Source organism: Meiothermus hypogaeus, from assembly GCF_003574035.1.
Lineage (GTDB): Bacteria > Deinococcota > Deinococci > Deinococcales > Thermaceae > Meiothermus > Meiothermus hypogaeus.
Map to the genome: position 1 here is coordinate 13528 of NZ_QWKY01000034.1, position 20601 is coordinate 34128.

A 20601-nucleotide genomic window follows, 5' to 3' on the forward strand; every position below is an offset into this window, starting at 1 on the left:
GTCGGACTTTGGCCTTCTCGCAAGGTTTTTCAGCTCAAATGCAGGTTGGGTTTGGGAACTTAAAAAGCCGGCTTTTTGCTAGCGTGAAAGGTATTCAACCAACAACCGCCCCAGCACCCGACGCAAGCGAGGGTAGCGGGCCAGTAGCCAACCCAGCAATAAGGCCAAGCCCAGCGTCTCGTTGGGATGCTGCTCGGCCCAACCCATGCTTTCCTGATCAAACCGCCGGGCGGCCTGTTGCAGCCGGGCCCTGGCCTCTGCGCGGTCTGGGGGTTGATCGGACACATTGCCCATAGGCATTCCTGCAATCCACCGACCGAGGCTAGCGAAGCATACTGCGGGCCCGCCACCACAACCCTGCGGCCATTAGAAGCGACAGCAGGCTGACCAGCAAAGCCGCCAGAGGTGGGGCCATCAGGCTGCTGAACCACAAATAAGCCGCCCACAGAAAAACCAGCAACCCGCCCAGTACCAGCAGGCCAGCCACCACCAACACAAGGAGCGCGCTCACTACGCGCAGAAAGCCCATCCGTAGTGAGCGCGCCTCGGCCTCCAGCACATCCAGGAGGCCCAACAAGACCTCAACTATTCCCGCCACACCCGGCGCCCCATCAGCGCCCGCCGCTCGGTGAACCAGCCTGCCACCAAGCCGACCCCGAAAGCCGCCAACACGCTCAAGAAAGGACGTTCTTCGATGCGGTGCTCCACATTATGGATGATTTTGTCGCCCCGTTCACGGACGGTATCAAAGGTGTGGAACATCTCTTCGCGCAGGTGCTTGCTCTCGTCCTTCAGATTGACGCGCATGGCCTGGGCCAGCTCACTCAAGTCCTTGCGGAGCAGGGTCAGGTCGTTGCGGATGTCCTGCAACTCTCTCGTCACGTTGGGTTCCATGATGGCCATAACCACCTCCTTGATGGGCTTTCTTTGCAAGCTTAAAGCTACTCCTAACGCTATGGGGCAGGTGTCCCGATTGCACCGCGCTGTGGGGCGGGTGTCCCGAGTAGGTCAAAGTTGGATACAGGAATGATTTGTGCCTGATTGGTAATGCCCTGGTAATATCTACATGTCACCCTAAAGCTGATGGTGCAGTAACGAAAGGGGTGAGTTTGTGCGGTGGTTGCTGCTGGGCCTGCTGGTGGTGGGATGGGCAGTGGCCTCCCAGCCCCCTGCGGGCCGGTGGGTACGAGTAGGAGAGTCGGCGCATTTCCGCTACTACGAGCTGGCCGATTACCAGAACACCCCCAGGGCCCTGAGCCGGGCTCAGGTAAGCATTGCGCTATTGCGCCTCGAGGTGTTCTGGGAACTGGTAGCCCCCCAGTGGAACTACCCTCCCGAGGCAAAAATTGCTTATTACAGGTTTGCTTCTGCCGACGATCTGGCTCGCCTGACGGGGCGCAGATTCAACGATAGGGCGCTTTCGGGACAGGGAATAGTGCTGAGCATTCACGCCTCCGACCCCTACGAACTGGCCCAGGTGCTCACCGAACAAACCTCGCCCCACCGCATTGCCGATTTCTGGCTCGAGGGCATTGCCCGCTACTATGCCTGGCCCTGGATGTACTGCCCCGAAGACAACTGTGCATGTGCCTACCAGGCCCGGCTGGGGGGATGGAACCAACGCTCGGTGCATTACTGGGCCCAGGCCGACCTGCGCAAGGGGGTGCTACCGCGTCTCGAGGAACTGGTTTATACCAACTTGCTGTTCGAGCGCTTGCCTACCGCTACCGCTTACCCAGCCGCCGGTTCTTTTGTGGCTTTTTTGCTCGAGGTTCTGCCCGCCCAACTACCGCAGTTCCGGCAATTTCTGACCCTGGCCGCAAGTGCCCGCTCACAGGCTGAACTGCTGGCGGCTTTTCAACAGGTCTTTGGCCTGAGTCTTAGCACAGCTGAGGTGCGGTGGCATCGGTTTCTGGAAGGTTGGAACGAGGGTGATCTCCGATGAAGGGTGTGCTGAGGGCGTCAGAAGGCAGAAAGTAGAGCGTTGTTTTGCCAGGAGGCTTATATGGTAGATAGACCGATCCTGATCGCATATGCCACCCGAGGCGGAACGACCCAGGGGGTGGCCGAGGCCATCGCCAGGGTAATGCGGGAAAAAGGGGCCCTGGTGGAGGTGAGACCGGTAGAACAGATTCGAGATTTGAGCGCCTACCGGGCGGTGGTGCTGGGCAGCGGGGTGCGCGACGAAAAGTGGCTTCCCGAAGCCATGCACTTTGTGACCGACCACCGGCAAACCCTGGCCAAACTCCCCTTGGTTTACTTTTTGGTGTACAGCCAGTTGCTCCAGGAATTCCCCCAGCGCATCGAGGAGGTGCTAGGCTACCTGAGCGAGGTGCGCCGCACGGTAGAGCCCCTCGAGGTAGCCATTTTCTCGCGAGACCAGCAGTCCATGCCCCCCCAGATGCTGGTCAATGCCAGGGCTACCCCGAGGGGCGAATGGAGCGGATGGGAGCCGATCTCGAGCTGGGCCGAGCGGGTGTACCGACAGCTCGAAAAACAGCCCAGTACGTGAAGCACAGCCATTGCTTTCAGGGCATCCTCAGAGCCTATTCAGGGCAGACTCGATTGGCTTTGTTAGGCTGCTTTTGGGGTTCTCCCCCGAGGCTGCTTATAGGTTGGCTGAGCTTCAGGCCAGGGTAGCTGTGTTGAGCAGGCTTGCCGGAGGAGCACAGCCATCCCTATCTGGGACGCTAAAGGCAAGGGACGTGTCACCCTGCCCTGGCGGGCTATACTGAAGGTGCCGGATACCGCAACCCGGGCTGTTCGCTCGGGGCCAGATTTGACCGGGGCTTGAATAACCCGGTGGCTTCGTCTCACTCGGATATTCGGGAAAGGGGGCGGCCATGTTCTTCTGGAAGTTCAGCGACGGAACCACCGTGTATAGCCATGCACGGGTAGAGGGGGGAAGCCCTTTTGCCAGGCATCTGCGGCAGGAACTGATCAGCCTGGTCTATGGATGTGGCCCTTTGGTCTGGTTGACGCCGGGGACGCATGCGGTAGAGCTTGACCCATGTTCCGACGAGTTGCTGGCCTTGTGGCTCGAGCAGGAGGCCAGAGGGTATGGCCTTACCATCACCGAGACCGATTTTGTCCCCACCCATCCTGCCCTGGTTGGGCCTGCTGGAGGCGGCCGTGGTCAAGTGGCCTGGTAGTTACCCGGCCAGCCGAGCTATCCCTGGGGACAAACACCCCTTGGCAAGGTTGCCACACAGGACTACCCTGAAGATGCAAGGAGGTAAGTCGGCAACGGCTTTCCTTCCTCCCACCTCAGCAGCCTCTTCCCAAGGGAAAGGTCGCTGAGGTGTTGGTTTGAAGCGAGTGGAGGTGGGTATGTATCAACGCATTCTGTTGCCCATAGATGGCTCACCCCCCAGCGAGCACGCGGCGGCAGTGGGGCTGGCTCTGGCCAAGCGCCTGGGGGCCTCGGTGGTGCTGGTGCATGTCATTGAGCCGCAGCGCTACCGCGAGCTGCGCGATGTGCAGGAGGCCCTCGAGCGGGCCCGTACGGTGGGTCGGGCTTTGCTCGAGCAGTGGGAGCGTAAGGCCAGCCGCGCCCAGGTGGCCTGTGCTACCCAGCTCACCAGCACCGAACCCGAGAGCAGGCCCGGCGTGGCCGAGGCCCTGGTGGATGCCGGGGTAGCCCATGGCTGCGACCTGGTGGTGATGGGTACGCACGGCCGCACGGGGCTGCCCCGCGTTTTGCTGGGCAGCGTGGCCGAGCGGATGGCCCGGCTGGCCCCCGTACCGCTTTTGTTGGTGCGGGGGGACGATACCAAACCCACCCTGTTCAAACGCATTCTGGTGGCCATTGACGGCAGCTCTTGCAGCGATCTGGCCCTGCAACATGCCGACGAACTGGCTGGGGCACTGAAGGCCCGGCTCTTGGTGGTCTATGTGGTGCCCGACCTATCCCAGCTCTATGTGAGTGCGGGACGGGCCTGGATGTTTACCGACCCGGCCCAGCTCCAGGCCCAACTGGCCCAGGAACAGGCCCACCTGCGCGAGCAGGGCGAGTTCATTTTGCGAGAAGCCGCCCAACGCTGCAAACACGCCCGCGTACACACCGTGCTGCGCGAGGCCGACCGGCACCTGATTGGCGAGCGCATCCGCGAGGTAGCCGAGGAAGAGAAGGCCGAGCTGATCGTGATGGGCACCCACGGACGTACTGGGCTACGCAAGTTCTTGCTGGGTAGCGTGGCCGAGGATGTGGCCCAGCAGGCCCGCCAGCCCATTCTGCTGGTGCGCAACCCGGCGGCCCTGACCCATCCCGACGAGACCCACCTGCCCCCGCCGGGGGAGCGCTAAGTGACCCTGTAGCAAAGCTGCTCATAAAAGAGCCAACGAGGAGGAGCTATGTATAACCGGATTCTGATTCCCACCGATGGAAGCGCCCCCAGCGAGGCCGCGGTCAAGGCGGGCCTCGAGCTGGCCAAAAGCCTGGGGGCCGAAGCGACCTTGCTTTATGTGGTGGAGCCGGTGGTAGCCCGTATGCTGATTGGGCCCGAGACCATTCCCTACTACCCCGAGCTGTCGCGTGACCTCGAGGTAGCAGGCAAGCAAGCCCTGGAGCGGGCCGAGGGGTTTGCCCAGTACCTGGGGGTTCCGGTCAGGACCGAGCTCAAGCAGGGCAACGCAGCCCAGGTTATTGTGGAGGAGGCTGCCCTTCACGACCTGGTGGTGATGGGCACCCACGGGCGCAGTGGGCTGGATCGACTCCTGCTCGGCTCAGTGACCCAGAAGGTCTTGCAACGCTGCCCCAGGCCGGTGCTGGTGGTGCGCTTGAGCGAGCCACACCACCCGTAAGGGACTGCTATGAAAGCCAAGCAGATCATGGCCAGGCCCATTGTGGCCGTCTCGCCCAAGACGCCGTTGGTGGAGGTGGCCCAGAAAATGCTCGAGCACCACATTGGCTCCGCGCTGGTGGTGGATGACAAAGGCCAGCTGGTGGGCATCATCACCCAGGGCGATTTTTGCCGCCACCCGGGGCGTATGGTGCCTTTTTCCCTGTTCGAGAGTGCTAATGTGCTGGCCAACTGGCTCTACCCCGATCAGGTCGAGAAAGTCTATCAAGCAGCCCGCAACCTGCGGGCCCAGGACATCATGCGCAGCCCGGTGGTCACGGTCTCGCCCGAGGCTTCGCTAAAGCGAGTGCTGGCCCTGATGCTCGAGCACGATGTCAACCGCATCCCGGTAGTGCGCGGGGGTAAAGTGGTGGGCATTATTTCGCGCTACGATTTGCTCAAATGGATGATGCAAGCGCAAACTGATTAGATAGAGGCCCTGCCCACCGTGGGCGCATGTGTGTGGGTACGCGCGGTTCACAAAAGCACAGAAGTCTGCTTCGGCAGCCAGCAACCGATGCTACAGGGGCGTACCTTGTGAAAGGAGGTATATGCTCAACAAAGCGCAAATCACCTATCTCCAGGAGGCCATCGCACCGCATCCGGCCCCGCTGCTCTCCTTGTACCTCGATGTGAACCTGGCCAACCCCGACAATAGCGGCAAGGCCTACGTGCTGCGGGCCAAGGAAGCCCTCGAGCGCCTCGAGGTGCCGTCGGCCCTTAGCAAAAAAGTGCTCGAGCGCCTGCAGCACTACATCCCCCAGGGCCGTACCCGGGCGCTCTTTGTGGCCGAAGATTTGTTTGAAGACTACCACCTGCAGGTCGAGCTGCCCCTGCTCGAGCCCCGCGCGGGGGTGGAAGCCCACTGGGGGCCGCCTTACCTGGCCCCGCTGCTCTTTGCCCTCGAGGAGTACCAGCGCTACGGCGTGGTACACATGGATCAGGAGCGCCTGCGGCTATTCGAGGTATTCCTGGGCGAGATTGAAGAGGTGGCCGATGCCTTCCGGCTCCTGGACACCCACAACTGGCGTTACCTGGGCGAAGACCGCACCGGCACGCCCGGACGCAGCGCCGCACCGGCTACCAGTGACGTGGGCGTGGCGGCGCGGGGCGGTTCGGGCAAAGATCATTTTCGGCGGCGGGTGGACGAGTGGAGCCAGCGCTTCTTTCGTGAGGCCGGTGTCATTCTGCAACAGCAGATGGCCCAGCGCGGCCTGGAGCGGCTGATTTTGCTGGGGGTGCCCGAGGAAGCCCGGCAAGCCCTCCCCAGGCCGGTAGCCGAAAAAGTGGTGGCCCTGCTGCCCCCGCTACACACCGCTACCCCCAGTCCGGCGGAGGTGCTCAAAACCGTCTCGGCGACCATCGAAGCAGTGGAGCGACGGGAAGAGGAAGCCCTGCTCTCGCAGGCGCGGGAGAAAGGGGTGGGGGGCCTCGAGCAGGTGCTGAGCCTCTTGCAGGAGGGGCGCTTGCAATACGTGCTGGTGCCCTGGCACCTGCAGGAAAAAGCCTGGCGCTCTGGCGATGGCTGGGTTGGCAGCAGCTTCCAGGCCGCCCAGGCCCACAGCCCCGGCCAGCCGGTAGAGGAAGTCGAGCTCAAGCGGGTCTTGCCCGAGCTGGCCGCCCACTATGGCACCAAGCTCGAGTTTGTGCATGCCGAAGTCGCAGAGCGCTTGCAGCAGGAGCTGGGCGGTCTGGCCGGTATGCCCCGCTGGTAATCCTCTGGTAATGGCCAGAAGCTAGCCTGAGGGTAAGGAGGGTAGCCATGACCAAGCCCATGGTTCCCACAGCAGAGGCTAGGCCCACCCAGCGCAATGCCCTCGAGATGCGGGGTATTTCCAAGCGCTTTCCGCTGGTACAGGCCAACCAGAATGTGGATTTCTCGGTACGCTGGGGCGAGGTACACGCCCTGGTCGGCGAAAACGGCGCCGGTAAATCCACCCTGATGAAAATTCTCTACGGCATCCAGCGCCCCGATGCGGGGGAGATCTGGATTGATGGAGAGAAGCGAATCCTCCGCGACCCCCACGACGCCATTGCCCTGGGGATTGGAATGGTGCACCAAAACTTCACCCTGGTGGAGCCTTTTAGTGTGCTGGAGAACGTGATTCTGGGGCACGAACCCACCGCTCCACTAGGTCTGGATATGGCCGAGGCGCGCCGCCGGGTAGAGGCCCTGGTGCGGCAGTTTGAATTTCAGCTCGACCTCGACCGCCGGGTGGAGGATTTGCCGGTGGGGTTGCGGCAAAAAGTGGAGATCCTCAAGGCCTTGTACCGGCAGGCCCGCATCCTGATTCTGGACGAACCCACCGCTGTGCTCACCCCGCAGGAGACCGACGACCTCTTCCGCTTTCTGCGGGAGTATGCAGCCCAGGGCAACGCAGCGGTTTTTATCTCGCACAAGCTGCTCGAGGTCATCCAGGTCTCCGACCGTATCTCGGTCATGCGCGATGGCCGCATGATCGGCACCATTCCCACCCCAGGGGCCACCCTGCCCCAGATCGCCCGGATGATGGTGGGGCGCGAGGTGGAGCTCAGGGTGGAAAAAGGCCCGGCCCATCCCGGCGAGGCGGTGCTCGAGGTCGCTCACCTGACGGTGGCCCAGGCCAGAGAAAAACCCTTGGTGCGGGATGTGAGCTTTGCGGTGCGGGCCGGCGAGATTGTGGGCATCGCTGGGGTGCAGGGCAACGGCCAATCCGAGCTGGTCGAGGCCCTGACCGGGCTGCGGCCCTACACCGGCGAGGTGCGCTTTTTGGGCCGCTCGCTCGACCACGGCGACCCCCGCAGGGTGCGGCGGGCGGGGGTTTCGCACATCCCCGAAGACCGCAACCAGCGGGGGTTGGTGATGGGCTTTACCAGCGCCGAGAACCTGATCCTGGGCGACCACAACCAGCCTCCCTACGCTGGGCCCTGGGGTTTTTTGAACCAGGAGGTGATAGAACGAACTGCTAGCCAGCGCATCGAGGCCTTCGATATCCGGCCCCGCTCCACCACCCTGAGCGCCGACCGCTTCTCGGGGGGCAACGCCCAGAAAATCATCGTGGCCCGCGAGCTATCCCGTAACCCCCGGCTCCTGATTGCAGCCCAGCCCACCCGGGGCATTGACATTGGCGCGACCGAGTTTGTGCACGAGCAAATCATCCGGGCCAGAGACCGGGGTGTGGCGGTGCTCCTGGTCAGCGCCGACCTGGGAGAGATTATGGTCCTGTCGGATCGCATCCTGGTGATGTATGAAGGGCAGATTGTGGGCGAACTGCCCGCCCAGGAGGCCACCGAAGAGAAGCTGGGCCTGCTGATGGCTGGGGTGAAAGCCTAGTAGCGGCCCCTTGAATACCCGCTTTGCGGGGTGGCTAAGATGCCCCGCTTGGCCTGAAATGTCTTTTATCCCAGGGCTACGTCCAGGGCCATCATCACCACAAAACCCAGCATCAGCGCCAGGGTGGCCAGGTCGGTGTTGCCGCTTTGCTGCATCTCGGGCACCACTTCCTCCACCACCACAAAAATCATGGCCCCTGCGGCAAAGCTCAGGGCATAAGGGAGCAGGGGCTGGGCTATCAGTACAAATGCTGCGCCCAGCACCCCGGCTGGAATTTCAACGGTGGCCGAAAGCTGACCAAACCAGAAGCTCTTAAAGGGCGAGAGCCCCTCGCGCCGCAGCGGCATGGCCACGGCCAAACCTTCGGGGAAGTTCTGGAGTCCGATGCCAATCGCCAGGGCAATGGCCCCCCCCAGGGTGGCCTCGGGAATGCCATAGGCGACCGCCCCAAATGCCACCCCCACGGCCAGCCCTTCGGGGATGTTGTGCAAGGTGATGGCCAGCACCAACAAAATGCTGCGGTGCCAGCGGGTTTTGGGGCCTTCGGCGCCCTCGGTGGGCTCCTTGAGGTGCAGGTGCGGCAAAATTTTGTCGGCGCTCCATACGAAAGCCCCGCCCAGTAGAAAACCTATGGCCACCGGGAGCCACTGGCCTTGGGTCATTTCCAGGGCGGGGGCCAGCAGCGACCAGTAACTGGCCGCCAGCATCACTCCACCGGCCAAGCCCAACAGGGCATCCAGCAGACGAGGGCTGACCTCCCTGGTTACAAAAACCGTTGTGGCCCCTAGCGCCGTGATGCCCCAGGTGAACCCGGTCGCCAGCAGGGCCTGTTGAAGGGGGGATAGGGTTTCCAGCCAGTGCAACATGCCATTCCTTTAGCGCCGGGGGCCTACCAGATACACCGCCCCCCAGGCCTTGTAGCGGCTCTCGAGCACATCCTGCCGCACGGCCCCGCTTTGCAGCCGAACCGTTCGGTAAACCCGTACCAGCGCCCCCTCAGCGGCAAAATCAATCTGTCGGCGGTAGCCGGGGGGCAGGGTGGCATCGTAGATGTAGCGGGTGGGTAGGGGAGGGGTGCGCCAGAGTATCACCGGCCCCCGCCAGGTGACTTCGCGGTCTTTGGTTCCAAAGAAGCGGAAGGTCAGGTTCTGGCCCTGGATGGAGGTCTGGATCAGCAGGTAGCCAGGGGTGTCGTTTTTGAAGCGCAAATCCTTGGGCGGGGCGGTGGTGGCGTCGAGGCCGGTGGGTTTGTAGTAGCCCACCTGATAGCTGTGGGGGTGGCGCTCCACGATGGGCAAGCTGCTAAAATAGGCCGCCCGGAAGAGCGTGGTGCAGACCTGGCAGACCCCACCCCCCACATCCCATACGGTCTGGTCACCCCGAATCACCCAGGCTTTCTGGTAGCCGGTAGCGGGCGTGACCGGCCCCAGGGCTCGGTTGAACGAAAACACTGTGCCGGGAGGTATTTGAACGCCATCGAAGCGGGAGGAAGCCAGCCGGATGTTGTGAACCCGGCTGGGCGGCGAACCCGCAAAGTTGGTGGTTCCCTCGCCCACCAGCTCCACGATGCCGCGCTCGAGTAGGTCGTGCACGCTGGGCCTCGGCTGCTCCACCGTCACGGGCAGCACAAAAGAGGGCTTGCTCGCCTCGAGCGCAGCCCGGTAGGTCAATCGCACCGCTTCGGTGTCAAAGCGGTACCCCAGTTTCTGCACCGCAATCCAGCCCTTCTGGGGGTCGAGGATAAAACGCGCCGGGCGTGCCGGGCGGCTCAGTTGGCCGATTAGCTGCTCCAGCGCGGCCTCGCTTGGGACAGGGTAGCGCCGGGTTCCGATGTACTCCACCACGCTTCCCTTTTCCAGCACCTGTTCCCGTACCACCCAGACCGCCTCTGGGCCGGCCCAGGCCAGCGAGAGCAAGCTAAGTAGAGCGATGAGTGCACGCATGATTCCCTCTGAGCCAACCTCCATTGCTCACCCCCAGGCTAGCTTGCAGGGATTACCAGGGCATTACCCCATTTAGGGCGGTAATCACCTGGTAATGCCCGCTCACTAGGGTGAGCACTGGAGGGGGTGGTTATGGCCGGGGTTGTACTCGAGCACCTGACCAAGCGCTTTGGCAGGGTGGTGGCAGTCAAGGATTTTAGCCTGAGCGTGCGTGACCGGGAATTTATTGTGCTGGTAGGGCCTTCGGGCTGTGGCAAGACCACTGTGCTGCGCATGATTGCGGGCCTCGAGACCCCCACCGAAGGGCGCATCTACATTGGAGACAAACTGGTCAACGATATGCCTCCCAAAGACCGTGACATCGCCATGGTCTTTCAAAACTATGCGCTGTATCCTCACATGAGCGTCTACCACAACATGGCCTTTGGTCTCGAGCTGCGCCGCACCTCGAGGGCCGAGACCAGGGCACGGGTCGAGGAAGCCGCCCGGATCCTGCAAATCGAACATTTGCTGGAGCGCAGGCCGCGCGAACTTTCCGGCGGGCAGCGCCAGCGGGTGGCGCTGGGGCGGGCCATTGTGCGCAAGCCCAGGGTGTTCTTGATGGACGAACCGCTCTCCAACCTGGACGCCAAGCTGCGGGTGGAGATGCGGGCCTCGCTGGCCGAACTGCACCAGGCGCTGGGGGTTACTACCCTCTACGTGACCCACGACCAGATCGAGGCCATGACCATGGGACACCGCATCGTGGTCATGCGCGGGGGGGCCATCGAGCAGGTGGATACCCCCCTCGACCTCTATAACAAGCCGAACAGCAAGTTTGTGGGCGAGTTTATCGGTTCGCCCGCCATGAACTTTCTCAAGGGCACGGTGCGGCAGGGCCAGGTGGTGAGCCCGTACATGAACCTCGCCCTGCGCAGCGAGCTTTTGGCGGCGCTGCGGGGCTATGAAGGCCAGGAGGTCTGGGTGGGGATTCGCCCCGAGAACCTCGAGCTGGCCCCACCGGGCTCGAGGGAAAACCTCATTCGCACCACCATCAAGCTGGTCGAGCCTATTGGAGCCGAGACCATCCTCATCGGTAGTGCGGGCGAAGCCAGCATCACCGCGCGCGTCGAAGCCGAGGAAACCGCCGCTGTAGGCGAGACCCTTCTTCTCCAAGCGCGGCCCGACAAGGTACACGTTTTTGATCTCCAGACCGAGCGCAACGTGCTGTATGCCGGACAGCCGGTGGTGGCATAGTGCGGAGGGATGGGTGATGGGAATTGATCTCTAGACCCTCTCTGCCAACATCATCCGTCTCGGATATGCCGGGTTCCCTCGAGGCGCTGGCGCCCGACGAGGTTTATGCTGCGCTAGGAACCCGTCCCGAGGGGCTAAGCGAGCTCGAGGCCCAGGCCCGCTTGCGTCAGTATGGCTATAACCTGCTCCGCGAAGCACGGGGCAGGCCCCTTCTGCTGAAGCTCCTGGCCAACTTCACCCACCTGATGGCCCTGCTCTTGTGGGTAGGTGGGTTGGTGGCGTTTGTGGCCCAAATGCCACAACTGGGCATGGCCATCTGGCTGGTTAACCTCATCAACGGAGCCTTCAGCTTCTGGCAGGAGTTCAAGGCCGAGCGGGCCACCCAGGCCCTCAAAAAGCTATTGCCCCGCCATGCCCGGGTGCTGCGCGGGGGACAGGAACAGCAGGTTCCTGCCGAGACGCTGGTTCCAGGCGATGTGATGCTGCTCTCGGAGGGCGATCATATTTCGGCAGATGGGCGGCTGGTGGATAGCGCCGAACTTCAAGTGGATCAGTCCACCCTCACCGGGGAGTCGCGTCCGGTGCGGCGCACCGCGGAGGCTGTGCAGGCGGGTGGCCTGGCCCGCCCCGAACTGCCCAACCTGGTGTTTGCCGGTACCAGCGTGGTGGCCGGCACGGGCCGGGCGGTGGTGCTAGCTACTGGTATGCACACCGAGTTTGGCAAGATTGCCCACCTGACCCAGACCCTGGGGGAGGCCTTGAGCCCTTTGCAGAGGGAAATTGAAGTGGTCACCCGGGTCATCACCCTCATTGCCGTGGGCAGTGGTCTGGTGTTTTTTGCACTGGCCATTGGGCTGGCCCGGATGCCGCTGGCAGAGGGCTTTATCTTCGGCCTGGGGATGATTGTGGCGTTTGTGCCGGAGGGATTGCTGCCCACCGTAACGCTGGCCCTGGCCCTGGGGGTGCAGCGGATGGCGGGTCGCCACGCCCTGATCAAGCGCCTCTCGGCCGTCGAGACCCTGGGCTGTACCAGCGTGATCTGCACCGATAAGACCGGCACCCTGACCCAAAACGAGATGACCGTGCGCGAGGTCTGGGTGGGCGGCCAGCCGTTCAGGGTGGAGGGGGTGGGGTACGCGCCGGAGGGGGCCATCGTAGGGTCTCAGGGAGCCAGCACCAGCAGCCAAGTCTCTCAAGACCTGCAGGACTGTCTGCGGGCCGCCGCGTTGTGCAACAACGCCCGCCTGCTGCCCCCTGGCGAGGGAAGGCCCCGCTGGAGCATTCTGGGCGACCCCACCGAGGCAGCCCTGCTGGTGGTGGCGCAAAAGGCGGGGATTGACCCGGAGGTGGCGTTGACCGAGTCTCCACGGTTGCGCGAGCTGCCCTTCGATGCCCGCCGCAAGCGCATGAGCACCGTTCACCGGATGGGCCCTGCCCAGGTGGCCTATGTAAAGGGAGCCCCCAAGGAGGTGCTGGGCCTGTGTACGTACCTGCGTCAGGGGGGTGCCAATCTTCCGCTGACCGACGACCTCCAGGCGCAGGTGATGGCGGTCAACGACGGCTACGCCCGTGCTGGTTTGCGGGTGCTGGCGGTAGCCACCCGAACCCTGCCGCAGGGCTTTGCCCCCTTCACCCCCGAGGCCCTCGAGCAAGACCTCACCTTCCTGGGCCTGGTGGCCATGTACGATCCCCCCCGACCCGAGGTGAGCGAAGCCGTGCAGAAGTGCCACCAGGCCGGGATTCGCATCGTGATGATTACCGGCGACTACGGCCTCACCGCCCTTAGCATTGCGCGGCGCATCGGCATTATTCAGAGCGAGCAGCCCCGCATCGTGACGGGCCTCGAGCTCGACACCCTGAGCGACGAAGCCCTCCGGGCTCTTTTGCAGGAAGAGGTGATTTTTGCCCGGGTGGCGCCCGAGCACAAGCTGCGGGTGGTGGCCGCGCTGCAGCAGATGGGCCAGGTGGTAGCCGTGACGGGCGACGGGGTCAACGACGCCCCGGCCCTCAAGAAAGCCGATATCGGGGTGGCCATGGGCATTGCCGGCACCGACGTGGCCAAGGAAGCCGCCGACATGATCCTCACCGACGACAATTTTGCCTCCATTGTGGGGGCGGTGGAGGAGGGTCGCACGGTCTATGCCAACATCAAGAAATTCACCACCTACATCTTCACCTCCAACACCCCGGAGGCGGTTCCCTTCATCGTATTTGCGCTGAGTGGGGCGCAGATTCCCCTGGCCCTGAACGTAATGCAGATTCTGGCGGTGGATCTGGGCACCGACCTGGTGCCAGCCCTGGCCCTGGGGGCCGAGCCGCCCGAGCCGGGGGTGATGCGCCGCCCGCCGCGCAGGCTTTCGGAACACGTCATCACCCCCGGTATGCTGGCCAGAGCCTATCTGTGGCTGGGGCCAATTCAGAGCCTGGCGGCCATGTCGGCGTTCTTCTGGCTGTTCTGGACAAACGGATACTGGGGGCAGTTTTTGGGGTTGCCCGCCGAGGGGCCGCTTTACCAGGCGGCTACGGCCATGACCCTGGCGGCGGTGGTCTTCACCCAGATTGGCAACCTGTTTGCCCAGCGCACCGAGCGCACCTCGGTGTTCCGGGTGGGCTTCTTCAGCAACCGCCTGGTGTGGGTGGGCATTGCCACCGAGCTACTGCTGATTGTGGCCATCGTTTATGTGCCCTTTTTGCAAGGCATCTTTGGTACGGCTGCTTTGGCCTGGCAGCACTGGCTATTCCTGCTGGTCTGGATGCCGGTGTTGCTGATGGCCGATGAATTGCGTAAGTGGGTGGTGCGAAGGAGGACGCCATGAACTTCATTGTGGTGGGTTGTGGGCGGATGGGCTCGGGGTTGGCCCAGGCCCTTGACCAGCGGGGGCATCAGGTCACGGTAATTGACCGCGATGGGACGGCCCTGAATGCGCTTGGCCCCACCTTCAAAGGCCACCGGGTGGTGGGGGTGGCCTTTGACCGGGCGATACTCGAGCAGGCTCAGATTCAGCGGGCCGATGGGCTGGCGGCAGTGACCAACTCCGACGAGACCAATATCGTGACGGCTCGAGTGGCCCGGAGCCTCTTCCGGGTTCCCCGGGTGGTGGCGCGGGTCTACGACCCCCGCAAGGCCGAGGTTTACCGGAGGCTGGGCCTCGAGACCATCTCCACCACGGCCTGGGGCATTGGGCGCATCACCGAGTTGCTCACCTACACCCACCTGGATGTGCTCCACAGCCTGGGGGAACAGGTGGATTTGGTGCAGGCCGAGGTGCCTCCCACGCTGGCAGGCCGGCCGGTGTCCGAACTGGCCATTCCGGGGGAGGTGCAGGTGGTTACGCTCGAGCGGGAGGGCCGAACCCTTCTGCCCCTGGCCGGAATGGTGCTCAAGGCCGGAGACCGGCTACGGCTGGCGGTCTTCACGCCCTCGGCAGACCGGCTGCGGGCGCTCCTGAAAGGGGGTGGCGCATGAACGTCATCATCGTGGGTGGGGGTAAGGTGGGCGCCGACCTGGCAGGCCTGCTGTGTGCCGGTGGGCACCGGGTCAGGGTGATTGAGCTACGGCCTGAGCGCATTCCATTGCTGCAAAGTGAGCTGCCCCCAGAGGTAGTGGTGCAGGGAAGCGGCACCGACCCGGCGCTTTTGCAGAGTGTGGATATTCGCCAGGCCCAGGTGGTCGCGGCGGTGACCGGCAGCGACGAGACCAACCTGGTGGTGACCAACCTGGCCCGGCTCGAGTTTGCCGTACCCCGCACCATCGCCCGCATCAACAACCCTAAAAACGCCTGGATGTTCACCCCGGAAATGGGGGTGGATGTGGCCCTCAACCAGTCCGACCTGATGGCCCACTTGATTGCTGAAGAGATGTCGCTGGGCGACATGATGACCCTGCTCAAGCTGCGCCGGGGGCAGTTCTCGCTGGTGGAGGAAAAGATAGACCCCAAGGCCCCCGCGGCTGGCAAAGCCCTGCGCGACCTGACCTTGCCCACCGAGTGCAACCTGGTGGCGGTGCTGCGCAGAGGTGAGTTGCTGCTCCCCAAACCCGAGCTGGTGCTGCGGCCTGGCGACGAGGTGTTGGCGGTAGTGCACAGCGACCACGCGGCGGCGCTGGCGGCGTTGCTGGGGGCCGGGTAATGCCTTGGTAATACCTCCTGTCTATGCTTGGCCTGAAGCGGTGTGGGCAGGCCAGGTTCTTTTGGGGCCAACACACACCCTGGCTCGAAAAGGGCAGGTTGAAGGCAGGTGAGCGTATGGAACCCCTCTTCAAGCACTTTCTGATTGCTACCGATGGCAGTGTGGGGAGCGAGAAGGCGGTACGGGTAGGCCTCGAGCTGGCCGCCCGACTGGGGGCCAGGGCGGAAGTCATCAACGTCCTCGAGCACGGCGAAGAACCCGCCGACCCCGGCTTGAGAACCCGCCTGACCATGCTGCGCGATATTGACCGCCACCACGGCAAGCTGGCCCTCGAGCAAGCCACCGCCCTGGCCCAGAAGCTAGGGGTCGAGTGCAAGGCCCTTCAGCCCACCGGCTTGCCCGAACAGGTGATCGTGCAGAAAGCCCCGGACTTCGACCTGATTGTCCTGGGCACCCACGGGCGCAGCGGCCTGAGGCGCTGGATGATGGGCTCGGTGGCCGAAGCGGTATTGTCGCGCAGCCCCAGGCCGGTTCTGGTGGTGCACGAGTCCTATGAGCCCCCGGCGCTGGAGCCCGAAGCCGCCCTCTACAAGCATCTGCTGATTGCCACCGATGGTAGTGCTTGTAGCCAGCAGGCCACCGACTATGGCCTGCGGCTGGCCCAGGCCCTAGGCGCCGAGGTGACCTTTTTGTCGGTGGTGAGCGCCCTGACCCGTCCCCAGGGTGCAGGACTTCCGCTATCGCAGGCCCTGAGCCTGGTGGAAGAGGACGCCCAAACCCAGGCCGAGGCCCTGCTGGAGCAAGCGCGAACCCAGGCCCAGCAAGCCGGGGTGCCCGCGCGGGTCAAGCTGATGCAGGGTCGGCCTCTCGAGGCTATTGTCAAACAAGCCCTGCTGCACGATCTGCTGGTGATGGGTACGCACGGGCGCACCGGCCTGGACAAGCTGATGATGGGTTCGGTGGCAGAAGGAGTGGTGCGCCGTAGCCAAACGCCGGTGGTGGTAGTGCCTTGTCCCGAAGCCTGAAGCAGTGCACCCTGCTTGATTCAATAGAACGAAAAGCTCAGTGCCGCAGCAAGCGCACCGCTTCCACTATGGCTTTGGTGTCGCCCTGGCCCCGGGCCAGGTCGGCCTGGCATTCTTCCAGGTAGGTCTCGAAGATCAGGTCGCCGGTGGCTTCTAGCGCGCTCTTGATGCCAGAGAGCAGGGTCAGGATCTCGCGGCAGTCGCGGTCTTCCTCCACCATTTTTTGCAGGCCCCGCACCTGCCCTTCCAGCCGCTTGAGGCGATTGAGGACGCGCGTACGGGCCTCGAGGTTGTGTTTCTTGCTGCTGGTAGCGCCCATAATGTATCCCCAGGGGGTATCGTACACTAAGACCGCGCTACTTCCAACGTTCTCTGCATGCCTGCAATCCAGGGCCCCAAGCAAAAAAAGGTTTTTACCGACCCATAGTCAGCCATGGGGTGACGACTCCCCGCTCTGAAGAGCGGGGCTTCTCGGTTCTCACGGGACGGCCCACGCCGTACCCATCCCCGAAGGCTCCGTCCGAGCCCATCTGCGGTCGGGTACACGCCCCGACCGTGCCAGGACATTGATGGCCGCAGCCACATCCCGGTGAAGAGAGGCCCCACAAGCAGGGCAGGTGAACTCCCTGACCCACAAGGGTTTCTTCTCCCGGTGCCCGCACACCGGGCAGTCCTGGCTGGTATGTTTGGGGTCTACCCCCACGACCCGCCTACCAGCTTCTTCCGCTTTGTAGGCGAGGATTTGGAGAAACTGTGCCCACCCCGCGTCCTGCACCCCCTTGGCGGTGCGGGAGCGGGCCAGGCCAAGGATATTCAAATCTTCGTGAACGATCGTCCCATAGTTGTTGACCAACCTTCTGGCCACCTTGTGGTGGAAGTCTTTGCGCTGGTTGGCGATTTTGCGGTGCTGCCGAGCCAGGCGCATTTTGAGCTTCCTGCGTCGGTTGGAACCCCGCTGCTTCTTCGTCACGGACCGCTGGGTGCGGGCTAGTTTGGCCTGCGCCTTCTGGAAGTACCGAGGGGCCTCGACCATCTCCCCCTCCGAGGTGACGAGGAAGTGGGGGTTGGTGCCCATGTCTATCCCGATGGCCTCTTGGTTTTCAGGAAGCGGCTGGGGTTCGACCTCGCAGACAAACACGATGTACCAGTCATCCCCTTCCCGCTTCAGCGTGGCGGTCTTGAGCCTGCCTTCCAGCGGGCGGTGAAGTTTCATCTTCACCGAGCCGATGCCGTGGAGGAGCGCCCGCTTCCCGCCCTCCTGGAGCTTGACCCCAGTAGTCCCGGCCTGGGGGAAGGTGAAGGAGTCGTAGCGCCCCTGCCCCTTGAAGCGGGGGTATCCCGCTTTCTGTCCCGCCTTGACCCTACGGAAGAAGCCCTGGAAGGCTTTGTCCACCCGCTCGATGACGTTCTGCAAGACCTGGGAATGAATGTGCTTGTACTCCGGCAGCTCGGCCCGTATCTCGGGCAGATACCTCTTCTGTTCGTAGAAGCCGACAGTCCTCCCGGCCTTCTTGTAGGCATCTCTACGCTCCTGCAAGGCCGCGTTGTAGAGGTGGCGGCACAGCGAGAGGGTGCGCTCCAGGTCTTTTTGCTGGGGCTGGGTGGGGTACAGGCGGTACTTGAACGCCTTTCTAGTCATCGTCCACCTGGTGTACAGGCGTAGCCGGTCCCGACAAAGGATCGTCCACCTGATGCTTGCGTTGCAACTCGATGTAGCGCTGAATAGTCTGGGCTGAGATATTCCCGGCACTGCCCACGTAGAAGGAGGGCGTCCACAAATGACCGCCGCCCTTGCCCCGCCGTAGCTTCGGAAACTCTTGCAGGATGCGCCGAGCCGACACGCCCTTCAGTATCTTCGCCACGTCCGAGGGTGCCCACTTGGGCGGTACAGAAAGGAAAAGGTGCACGTGGTCGGGCATGACCTCCATGCCTAGCACTGCCCAGTCCCTCATCAAGCAGGCCTCCCGGAATACCTGCATCAGCCGTTCGCGCACCTCACCAAAGAAGACCTGCCTGCGATACTTGGGGGTGAACACCAGATGATAGTTCAGATTGTAATGCGAATGGCGCGTGGTGCGTTCTTCAGGCACGTGCATATGATAGCACATCCGCCGCCCACTATGCTATGTCCGCCTCCGGCGGGCGTGGGGGAGTCCATGTATCCCACGGACTGAAAGTCCGGGGGATTATAGCTCCCCCACGCCCCCTCTTTTCTCTAAAGAATATGGTGCGTCCATCGCAGGGGGTCGAGGGCTAACAATACCCCCACAGAATTGCAGACAAGACAAGGCACATGTCTACCCTTGCAGGATAGTTTGCGCTTTATATCCCCCTGGGGTATAATAAGAGGGTGGATATGTTGCGCACAACAAGGGCCGGGATGGAACGCCTGCGCGGCTGGTTGTCCTGCCGGCTGCGCGGATTCTCGCTGTGCAACCTGATGCCCTGGATGGCTGTGCTTCTTTTGGGATGGGTGGTGTATAGCCGATGAGACTCACACCGGATGCCTTGCTACTGGGCCCCCTGGCCCTGAGCTGGCCCAACCTGGCCCTCTTGCTGGGGATTCTTGCTTTTACCTGGCTGGCCGCGCGTCAGGGGGTGGAGGGTAAAGCCTGGTGGGTGTTGCTGGTTGCGCTGCTGGCGGCTCGAGTGGGCTACGCCGTGGAACACCTGTCTACCTGGCCCAATGCTTTTGCTGCCCTGCTCGGTATTCTGGACATCCGTAGCGGGGGCTGGAACTGGTGGGTGGGCGTCCCCGCCGGGGCTTTAGCGGCACTTTTCTTGCTCAAGCAGGAAGCAATGCGCCTGCTGGTTCCGGGGGCGGCCTCGCTGGCTGTGGCCTTGTTGCCGCTAGGGGTACAGTATGGCCTTACCCGTCCGGCCCCATCAACCAGCAAACCAGCCCTGGGGAGCCAGGTGCTGCAGTACCTCGAGGCCGGCCAGTCTCGCCCCAGCGAGGTACGCTTCGCTGACCTGCCCAAGCCCATGCTGGTGAACCTCTGGGCCACCTGGTGCCCTCCCTGCCGGGCCGAGATGCCCCTCCTGGTGGAGTACCAGCAGAAGGGCTATCCCATCGTGCTCCTGAACGCAGGTGAAGACGCAGGCGCCATTCAGGACTTCTTGCAGCAGACCGGGCTAGAGGCGAGGGTTTTCCTGGACAGTGCAGGTTTGCAGCGGGCCTTCCAGGTGAGCGGACTGCCCACCACCCTGCTGATTGGGGCCGATGGGCAGGTCATGGCCCGTCACCTGGGGCCCGTAAACCGGGCCCAGCTCGAGCAGCTTTTGCGACAGTTGGACTAGCTTTTAGCGCGTCTGCGCAGTCAGGGTGAAGGTCAGGCTGACCCCGCCCTCGAGCCGCAAGGTAATGGGCACCTTCTGCCCTTCAGCCAGGGACTTGGGGTTCTTCTCGCGCAGGCCGTAGAGCATCAGGTGGTAGCCGCCGGGCAGAATCTTGAGGCGGCCTTTGGCCGGCACGGTCAGGGCGTCCACCCGTTTCATGGCCGAGATATCGAGGTGGTCGTCGTGGCCGGCGTGGGTGGTCTGGTGGAACTCCACCCGCGTGGCGATGGGGGTGCTGGCCCCCACAATCTTGAGGGGCCTGTCGGTGGGGTTGTAGAGCACCAGGTAGGCCGCGGTAATGTTGCCCGGCACCCGCCGCACCCAGCCTTCCTCGAGCCGCAGGGTGGGCTGGGCCAGGGCCAGCCCAGCAAACCAAAGCAAAGATAACCATCGCATAAACGTCTCCACAGTTTACCGGTCGCGTTGGGCAAAGCGCCAACCCGCACCGAAAAACCCAAGTCCGATGGCCAACAGGCCCGCTCCCATCGGCAAAAAACCACCGCTATAGCCTAAAAACTCTTTAAGCAAGTACCCCGTGGGCCCCACCAGCACCGGGGCTTCCAGCGCATACAGCAGGCCCACCCTAAACATCTCCAGGGGATTCAGCAGCACCGCCGAAAGCAAGAAACCTTCCAGCGGATAGTCCCGCAACGCTACCGCCAGCCCGACCACCAGGGGGGCTCTGGGACGCTGGCGTATTGAATCAGCCACCCAAAACAGCGCCGTATTGCTGCTCAATGTGGATGGGGGTGGGGTAGAGCGCCTGCGGGTCGAAT

24 protein-coding genes and 1 pseudogene are annotated in these 20601 nt (G+C 63.2%); 15 read left to right on the forward strand and 10 right to left on the reverse strand.

The genetic code is table 11. From position 1 onward, the window contains the following. Positions 1–78 precede the first annotated feature (78 nt). The 3 genes from Mhypo_RS09970 to Mhypo_RS09980 are packed head-to-tail and all read right to left on the reverse strand — an operon-like array spanning position 79 to position 903. Positions 79–294 (reverse strand): hypothetical protein, encoded by a 216-nt coding sequence (locus Mhypo_RS09970; protein ID WP_119341147.1) that lies wholly within the window; start codon positions 292–294, stop codon positions 79–81. A 28-nt stretch (positions 295–322) separates the two neighbouring features. Continuing rightward, positions 323–598: a hypothetical protein gene (locus Mhypo_RS09975; protein WP_147075212.1), complete on the reverse strand. Its 276-nt coding sequence runs from the start codon at positions 596–598 to the stop codon at positions 323–325. Continuing rightward, positions 586–903, reverse strand: coding sequence for an ElaB/YgaM/YqjD family protein (locus tag Mhypo_RS09980; protein ID WP_119341149.1), 318 nt, complete (start codon positions 901–903; stop codon positions 586–588). Before Mhypo_RS09980 ends, Mhypo_RS09975 begins: the two co-directional genes overlap by 13 nt. Before the next feature lie 208 nt (positions 904–1111). On the opposite strand from Mhypo_RS09980, the gene Mhypo_RS09985 reads away from it, so the two are divergent. The 8 genes from Mhypo_RS09985 to Mhypo_RS10020 all read left to right on the forward strand — a co-directional run bounded on the left by Mhypo_RS09985 (position 1112) and on the right by Mhypo_RS10020 (position 8154). Then, positions 1112–1945: a hypothetical protein gene (locus Mhypo_RS09985; protein ID WP_147075211.1), complete on the forward strand. Its 834-nt coding sequence runs from the start codon at positions 1112–1114 to the stop codon at positions 1943–1945. A gap of 60 nt (positions 1946–2005) precedes the next feature. Continuing rightward, positions 2006–2512, forward strand: coding sequence for a flavodoxin domain-containing protein (locus Mhypo_RS09990; RefSeq protein ID WP_119341151.1), 507 nt, complete (start codon positions 2006–2008; stop codon positions 2510–2512). Positions 2513–2843: 331 nt separating this feature from the next. After that, positions 2844–3152, forward strand: a complete 309-nt coding sequence (locus Mhypo_RS09995; RefSeq protein WP_119341152.1) for a hypothetical protein — start codon at positions 2844–2846, stop codon at positions 3150–3152. Positions 3153–3330: 178 nt separating this feature from the next. Further along, positions 3331–4305 (forward strand): universal stress protein, encoded by a 975-nt coding sequence (locus tag Mhypo_RS10000; protein WP_119341153.1) that lies wholly within the window; start codon positions 3331–3333, stop codon positions 4303–4305. A 48-nt stretch (positions 4306–4353) separates the two neighbouring features. Further along, positions 4354–4803 (forward strand): universal stress protein, encoded by a 450-nt coding sequence (locus tag Mhypo_RS10005; protein ID WP_119341154.1) that lies wholly within the window; start codon positions 4354–4356, stop codon positions 4801–4803. 9 nt (positions 4804–4812) lie between these two features. Further along, positions 4813–5271, forward strand: coding sequence for a CBS domain-containing protein (locus Mhypo_RS10010; protein WP_119341155.1), 459 nt, complete (start codon positions 4813–4815; stop codon positions 5269–5271). A 121-nt stretch (positions 5272–5392) separates the two neighbouring features. Further along, positions 5393–6556 (forward strand): VLRF1 family aeRF1-type release factor, encoded by a 1164-nt coding sequence (locus Mhypo_RS10015; protein ID WP_119341156.1) that lies wholly within the window; start codon positions 5393–5395, stop codon positions 6554–6556. A 47-nt stretch (positions 6557–6603) separates the two neighbouring features. Then, entirely contained in the window at positions 6604–8154 is a 1551-nt protein-coding gene (locus Mhypo_RS10020) for an ABC transporter ATP-binding protein (protein ID WP_240637186.1), read from the forward strand. A 65-nt stretch (positions 8155–8219) separates the two neighbouring features. On the opposite strand, the gene Mhypo_RS10025 is transcribed toward Mhypo_RS10020, so the two are convergent. Both Mhypo_RS10025 and Mhypo_RS10030 read right to left on the reverse strand, forming a co-directional pair. After that, entirely contained in the window at positions 8220–9020 is an 801-nt protein-coding gene (locus tag Mhypo_RS10025; RefSeq protein ID WP_119341157.1) for a ZIP family metal transporter, read from the reverse strand. Between the two features lie 9 nt (positions 9021–9029). Next, a complete protein-coding gene (locus Mhypo_RS10030; RefSeq protein WP_119341158.1) occupies positions 9030–10097 on the reverse strand; it encodes a VanW family protein in 1068 nt (355 codons plus the stop codon). A gap of 132 nt (positions 10098–10229) precedes the next feature. Between Mhypo_RS10030 and Mhypo_RS10035 the strand changes: the two genes are divergently transcribed. The 5 genes from Mhypo_RS10035 to Mhypo_RS18550 all read left to right on the forward strand — a co-directional run bounded on the left by Mhypo_RS10035 (position 10230) and on the right by Mhypo_RS18550 (position 16486). Next, positions 10230–11333: an ABC transporter ATP-binding protein gene (locus Mhypo_RS10035; RefSeq protein WP_119341159.1), complete on the forward strand. Its 1104-nt coding sequence runs from the start codon at positions 10230–10232 to the stop codon at positions 11331–11333. Between the two features lie 65 nt (positions 11334–11398). Further along, positions 11399–14149 (forward strand): cation-translocating P-type ATPase, encoded by a 2751-nt coding sequence (locus tag Mhypo_RS10040; RefSeq protein WP_119341160.1) that lies wholly within the window; start codon positions 11399–11401, stop codon positions 14147–14149. After that, complete coding sequence (locus Mhypo_RS10045) at positions 14146–14799, forward strand: potassium channel family protein (protein WP_119341161.1); 654 nt, start codon at positions 14146–14148, stop codon at positions 14797–14799. The genes Mhypo_RS10040 and Mhypo_RS10045 overlap by 4 nt, the downstream gene beginning before the upstream one ends. Beyond that, the gene (locus tag Mhypo_RS10050; RefSeq protein WP_119341162.1) at positions 14796–15461 is read left to right on the forward strand and encodes a potassium channel family protein; all 666 of its coding nucleotides are present in this window, start codon (positions 14796–14798) and stop codon (positions 15459–15461) included. The genes Mhypo_RS10045 and Mhypo_RS10050 overlap by 4 nt, the downstream gene beginning before the upstream one ends. 116 nt (positions 15462–15577) lie before the next feature. Next, positions 15578–16486 carry a universal stress protein gene (locus Mhypo_RS18550; protein ID WP_170148268.1) on the forward strand — a complete coding sequence of 303 codons (909 nt, stop codon included), beginning with the start codon at positions 15578–15580 and terminating at the stop codon, positions 16484–16486. A 37-nt stretch (positions 16487–16523) separates the two neighbouring features. Here Mhypo_RS18550 and Mhypo_RS10060 read toward each other — a convergent pair whose 3' ends face one another. The 3 genes from Mhypo_RS10060 to tnpA all read right to left on the reverse strand — a co-directional run bounded on the left by Mhypo_RS10060 (position 16524) and on the right by tnpA (position 18582). Further along, positions 16524–16805, reverse strand: a complete 282-nt coding sequence (locus tag Mhypo_RS10060; protein WP_119341170.1) for a metal-sensitive transcriptional regulator — start codon at positions 16803–16805, stop codon at positions 16524–16526. A gap of 159 nt (positions 16806–16964) precedes the next feature. Continuing rightward, the gene (locus Mhypo_RS10065) at positions 16965–18125 is read right to left on the reverse strand and encodes an RNA-guided endonuclease InsQ/TnpB family protein (RefSeq protein ID WP_119341164.1); all 1161 of its coding nucleotides are present in this window, start codon (positions 18123–18125) and stop codon (positions 16965–16967) included. Then, a complete protein-coding gene (tnpA, locus tag Mhypo_RS10070) occupies positions 18118–18582 on the reverse strand; it encodes an IS200/IS605 family transposase (protein WP_119341171.1) in 465 nt (154 codons plus the stop codon). Before tnpA ends, Mhypo_RS10065 begins: the two co-directional genes overlap by 8 nt. 260 nt (positions 18583–18842) lie before the next feature. Here tnpA and Mhypo_RS18750 point away from each other — a divergent pair, with 260 nt between their 5' ends. Together Mhypo_RS18750 and Mhypo_RS10075 are read left to right on the forward strand one after the other, a co-directional pair. Continuing rightward, positions 18843–18977: a hypothetical protein gene (locus Mhypo_RS18750; protein WP_276309748.1), complete on the forward strand. Its 135-nt coding sequence runs from the start codon at positions 18843–18845 to the stop codon at positions 18975–18977. After that, the gene (locus Mhypo_RS10075; RefSeq protein WP_119341165.1) at positions 18974–19786 is read left to right on the forward strand and encodes a TlpA family protein disulfide reductase; all 813 of its coding nucleotides are present in this window, start codon (positions 18974–18976) and stop codon (positions 19784–19786) included. Before Mhypo_RS18750 ends, Mhypo_RS10075 begins: the two co-directional genes overlap by 4 nt. 3 nt (positions 19787–19789) lie before the next feature. Here Mhypo_RS10075 and Mhypo_RS10080 read toward each other — a convergent pair whose 3' ends face one another. Together Mhypo_RS10080 and Mhypo_RS10085 are read right to left on the reverse strand one after the other, a co-directional pair. Further along, positions 19790–20221 (reverse strand): copper chaperone PCu(A)C, encoded by a 432-nt coding sequence (locus Mhypo_RS10080; protein ID WP_119341166.1) that lies wholly within the window; start codon positions 20219–20221, stop codon positions 19790–19792. A gap of 15 nt (positions 20222–20236) precedes the next feature. Further along, positions 20237–20601: pseudogene (locus Mhypo_RS10085) on the reverse strand (hypothetical protein); the annotation flags it as partial.

What these genes read in the sequence shown, in the direction of transcription:
- Mhypo_RS09970 (WP_119341147.1), bottom strand. Translation starts at nt 294, where the DNA reads ATGGGCAATGTGTCCGATCAACCCCCAGACCGCGCAGAGGCCAGGGCC.
- Mhypo_RS09980 (WP_119341149.1), bottom strand. Translation starts at nt 903, where the DNA reads ATGGCCATCATGGAACCCAACGTGACGAGAGAGTTGCAGGACATCCGC.
- Mhypo_RS09990 (WP_119341151.1), top strand. Translation starts at nt 2,006, where the DNA reads ATGGTAGATAGACCGATCCTGATCGCATATGCCACCCGAGGCGGAACG.
- Mhypo_RS09995 (WP_119341152.1), top strand. Translation starts at nt 2,844, where the DNA reads ATGTTCTTCTGGAAGTTCAGCGACGGAACCACCGTGTATAGCCATGCA.
- Mhypo_RS10000 (WP_119341153.1), top strand. Translation starts at nt 3,331, where the DNA reads ATGTATCAACGCATTCTGTTGCCCATAGATGGCTCACCCCCCAGCGAG.
- Mhypo_RS10005 (WP_119341154.1), top strand. Translation starts at nt 4,354, where the DNA reads ATGTATAACCGGATTCTGATTCCCACCGATGGAAGCGCCCCCAGCGAG.
- Mhypo_RS10010 (WP_119341155.1), top strand. Translation starts at nt 4,813, where the DNA reads ATGAAAGCCAAGCAGATCATGGCCAGGCCCATTGTGGCCGTCTCGCCC.
- Mhypo_RS10015 (WP_119341156.1), top strand. Translation starts at nt 5,393, where the DNA reads ATGCTCAACAAAGCGCAAATCACCTATCTCCAGGAGGCCATCGCACCG.
- Mhypo_RS10020 (WP_240637186.1), top strand. Translation starts at nt 6,604, where the DNA reads ATGACCAAGCCCATGGTTCCCACAGCAGAGGCTAGGCCCACCCAGCGC.
- Mhypo_RS10025 (WP_119341157.1), bottom strand. Translation starts at nt 9,020, where the DNA reads ATGTTGCACTGGCTGGAAACCCTATCCCCCCTTCAACAGGCCCTGCTG.
- Mhypo_RS10030 (WP_119341158.1), bottom strand. Translation starts at nt 10,097, where the DNA reads ATGCGTGCACTCATCGCTCTACTTAGCTTGCTCTCGCTGGCCTGGGCC.
- Mhypo_RS10035 (WP_119341159.1), top strand. Translation starts at nt 10,230, where the DNA reads ATGGCCGGGGTTGTACTCGAGCACCTGACCAAGCGCTTTGGCAGGGTG.
- Mhypo_RS10040 (WP_119341160.1), top strand. Translation starts at nt 11,399, where the DNA reads ATGCCGGGTTCCCTCGAGGCGCTGGCGCCCGACGAGGTTTATGCTGCG.
- Mhypo_RS10045 (WP_119341161.1), top strand. Translation starts at nt 14,146, where the DNA reads ATGAACTTCATTGTGGTGGGTTGTGGGCGGATGGGCTCGGGGTTGGCC.
- Mhypo_RS10050 (WP_119341162.1), top strand. Translation starts at nt 14,796, where the DNA reads ATGAACGTCATCATCGTGGGTGGGGGTAAGGTGGGCGCCGACCTGGCA.
- Mhypo_RS18550 (WP_170148268.1), top strand. Translation starts at nt 15,578, where the DNA reads ATGGAACCCCTCTTCAAGCACTTTCTGATTGCTACCGATGGCAGTGTG.
- Mhypo_RS10060 (WP_119341170.1), bottom strand. Translation starts at nt 16,805, where the DNA reads ATGGGCGCTACCAGCAGCAAGAAACACAACCTCGAGGCCCGTACGCGC.
- Mhypo_RS10065 (WP_119341164.1), bottom strand. Translation starts at nt 18,125, where the DNA reads ATGACTAGAAAGGCGTTCAAGTACCGCCTGTACCCCACCCAGCCCCAG.
- tnpA (WP_119341171.1), bottom strand. Translation starts at nt 18,582, where the DNA reads ATGCACGTGCCTGAAGAACGCACCACGCGCCATTCGCATTACAATCTG.
- Mhypo_RS18750 (WP_276309748.1), top strand. Translation starts at nt 18,843, where the DNA reads ATGTTGCGCACAACAAGGGCCGGGATGGAACGCCTGCGCGGCTGGTTG.
- Mhypo_RS10075 (WP_119341165.1), top strand. Translation starts at nt 18,974, where the DNA reads ATGAGACTCACACCGGATGCCTTGCTACTGGGCCCCCTGGCCCTGAGC.
- Mhypo_RS10080 (WP_119341166.1), bottom strand. Translation starts at nt 20,221, where the DNA reads ATGCGATGGTTATCTTTGCTTTGGTTTGCTGGGCTGGCCCTGGCCCAG.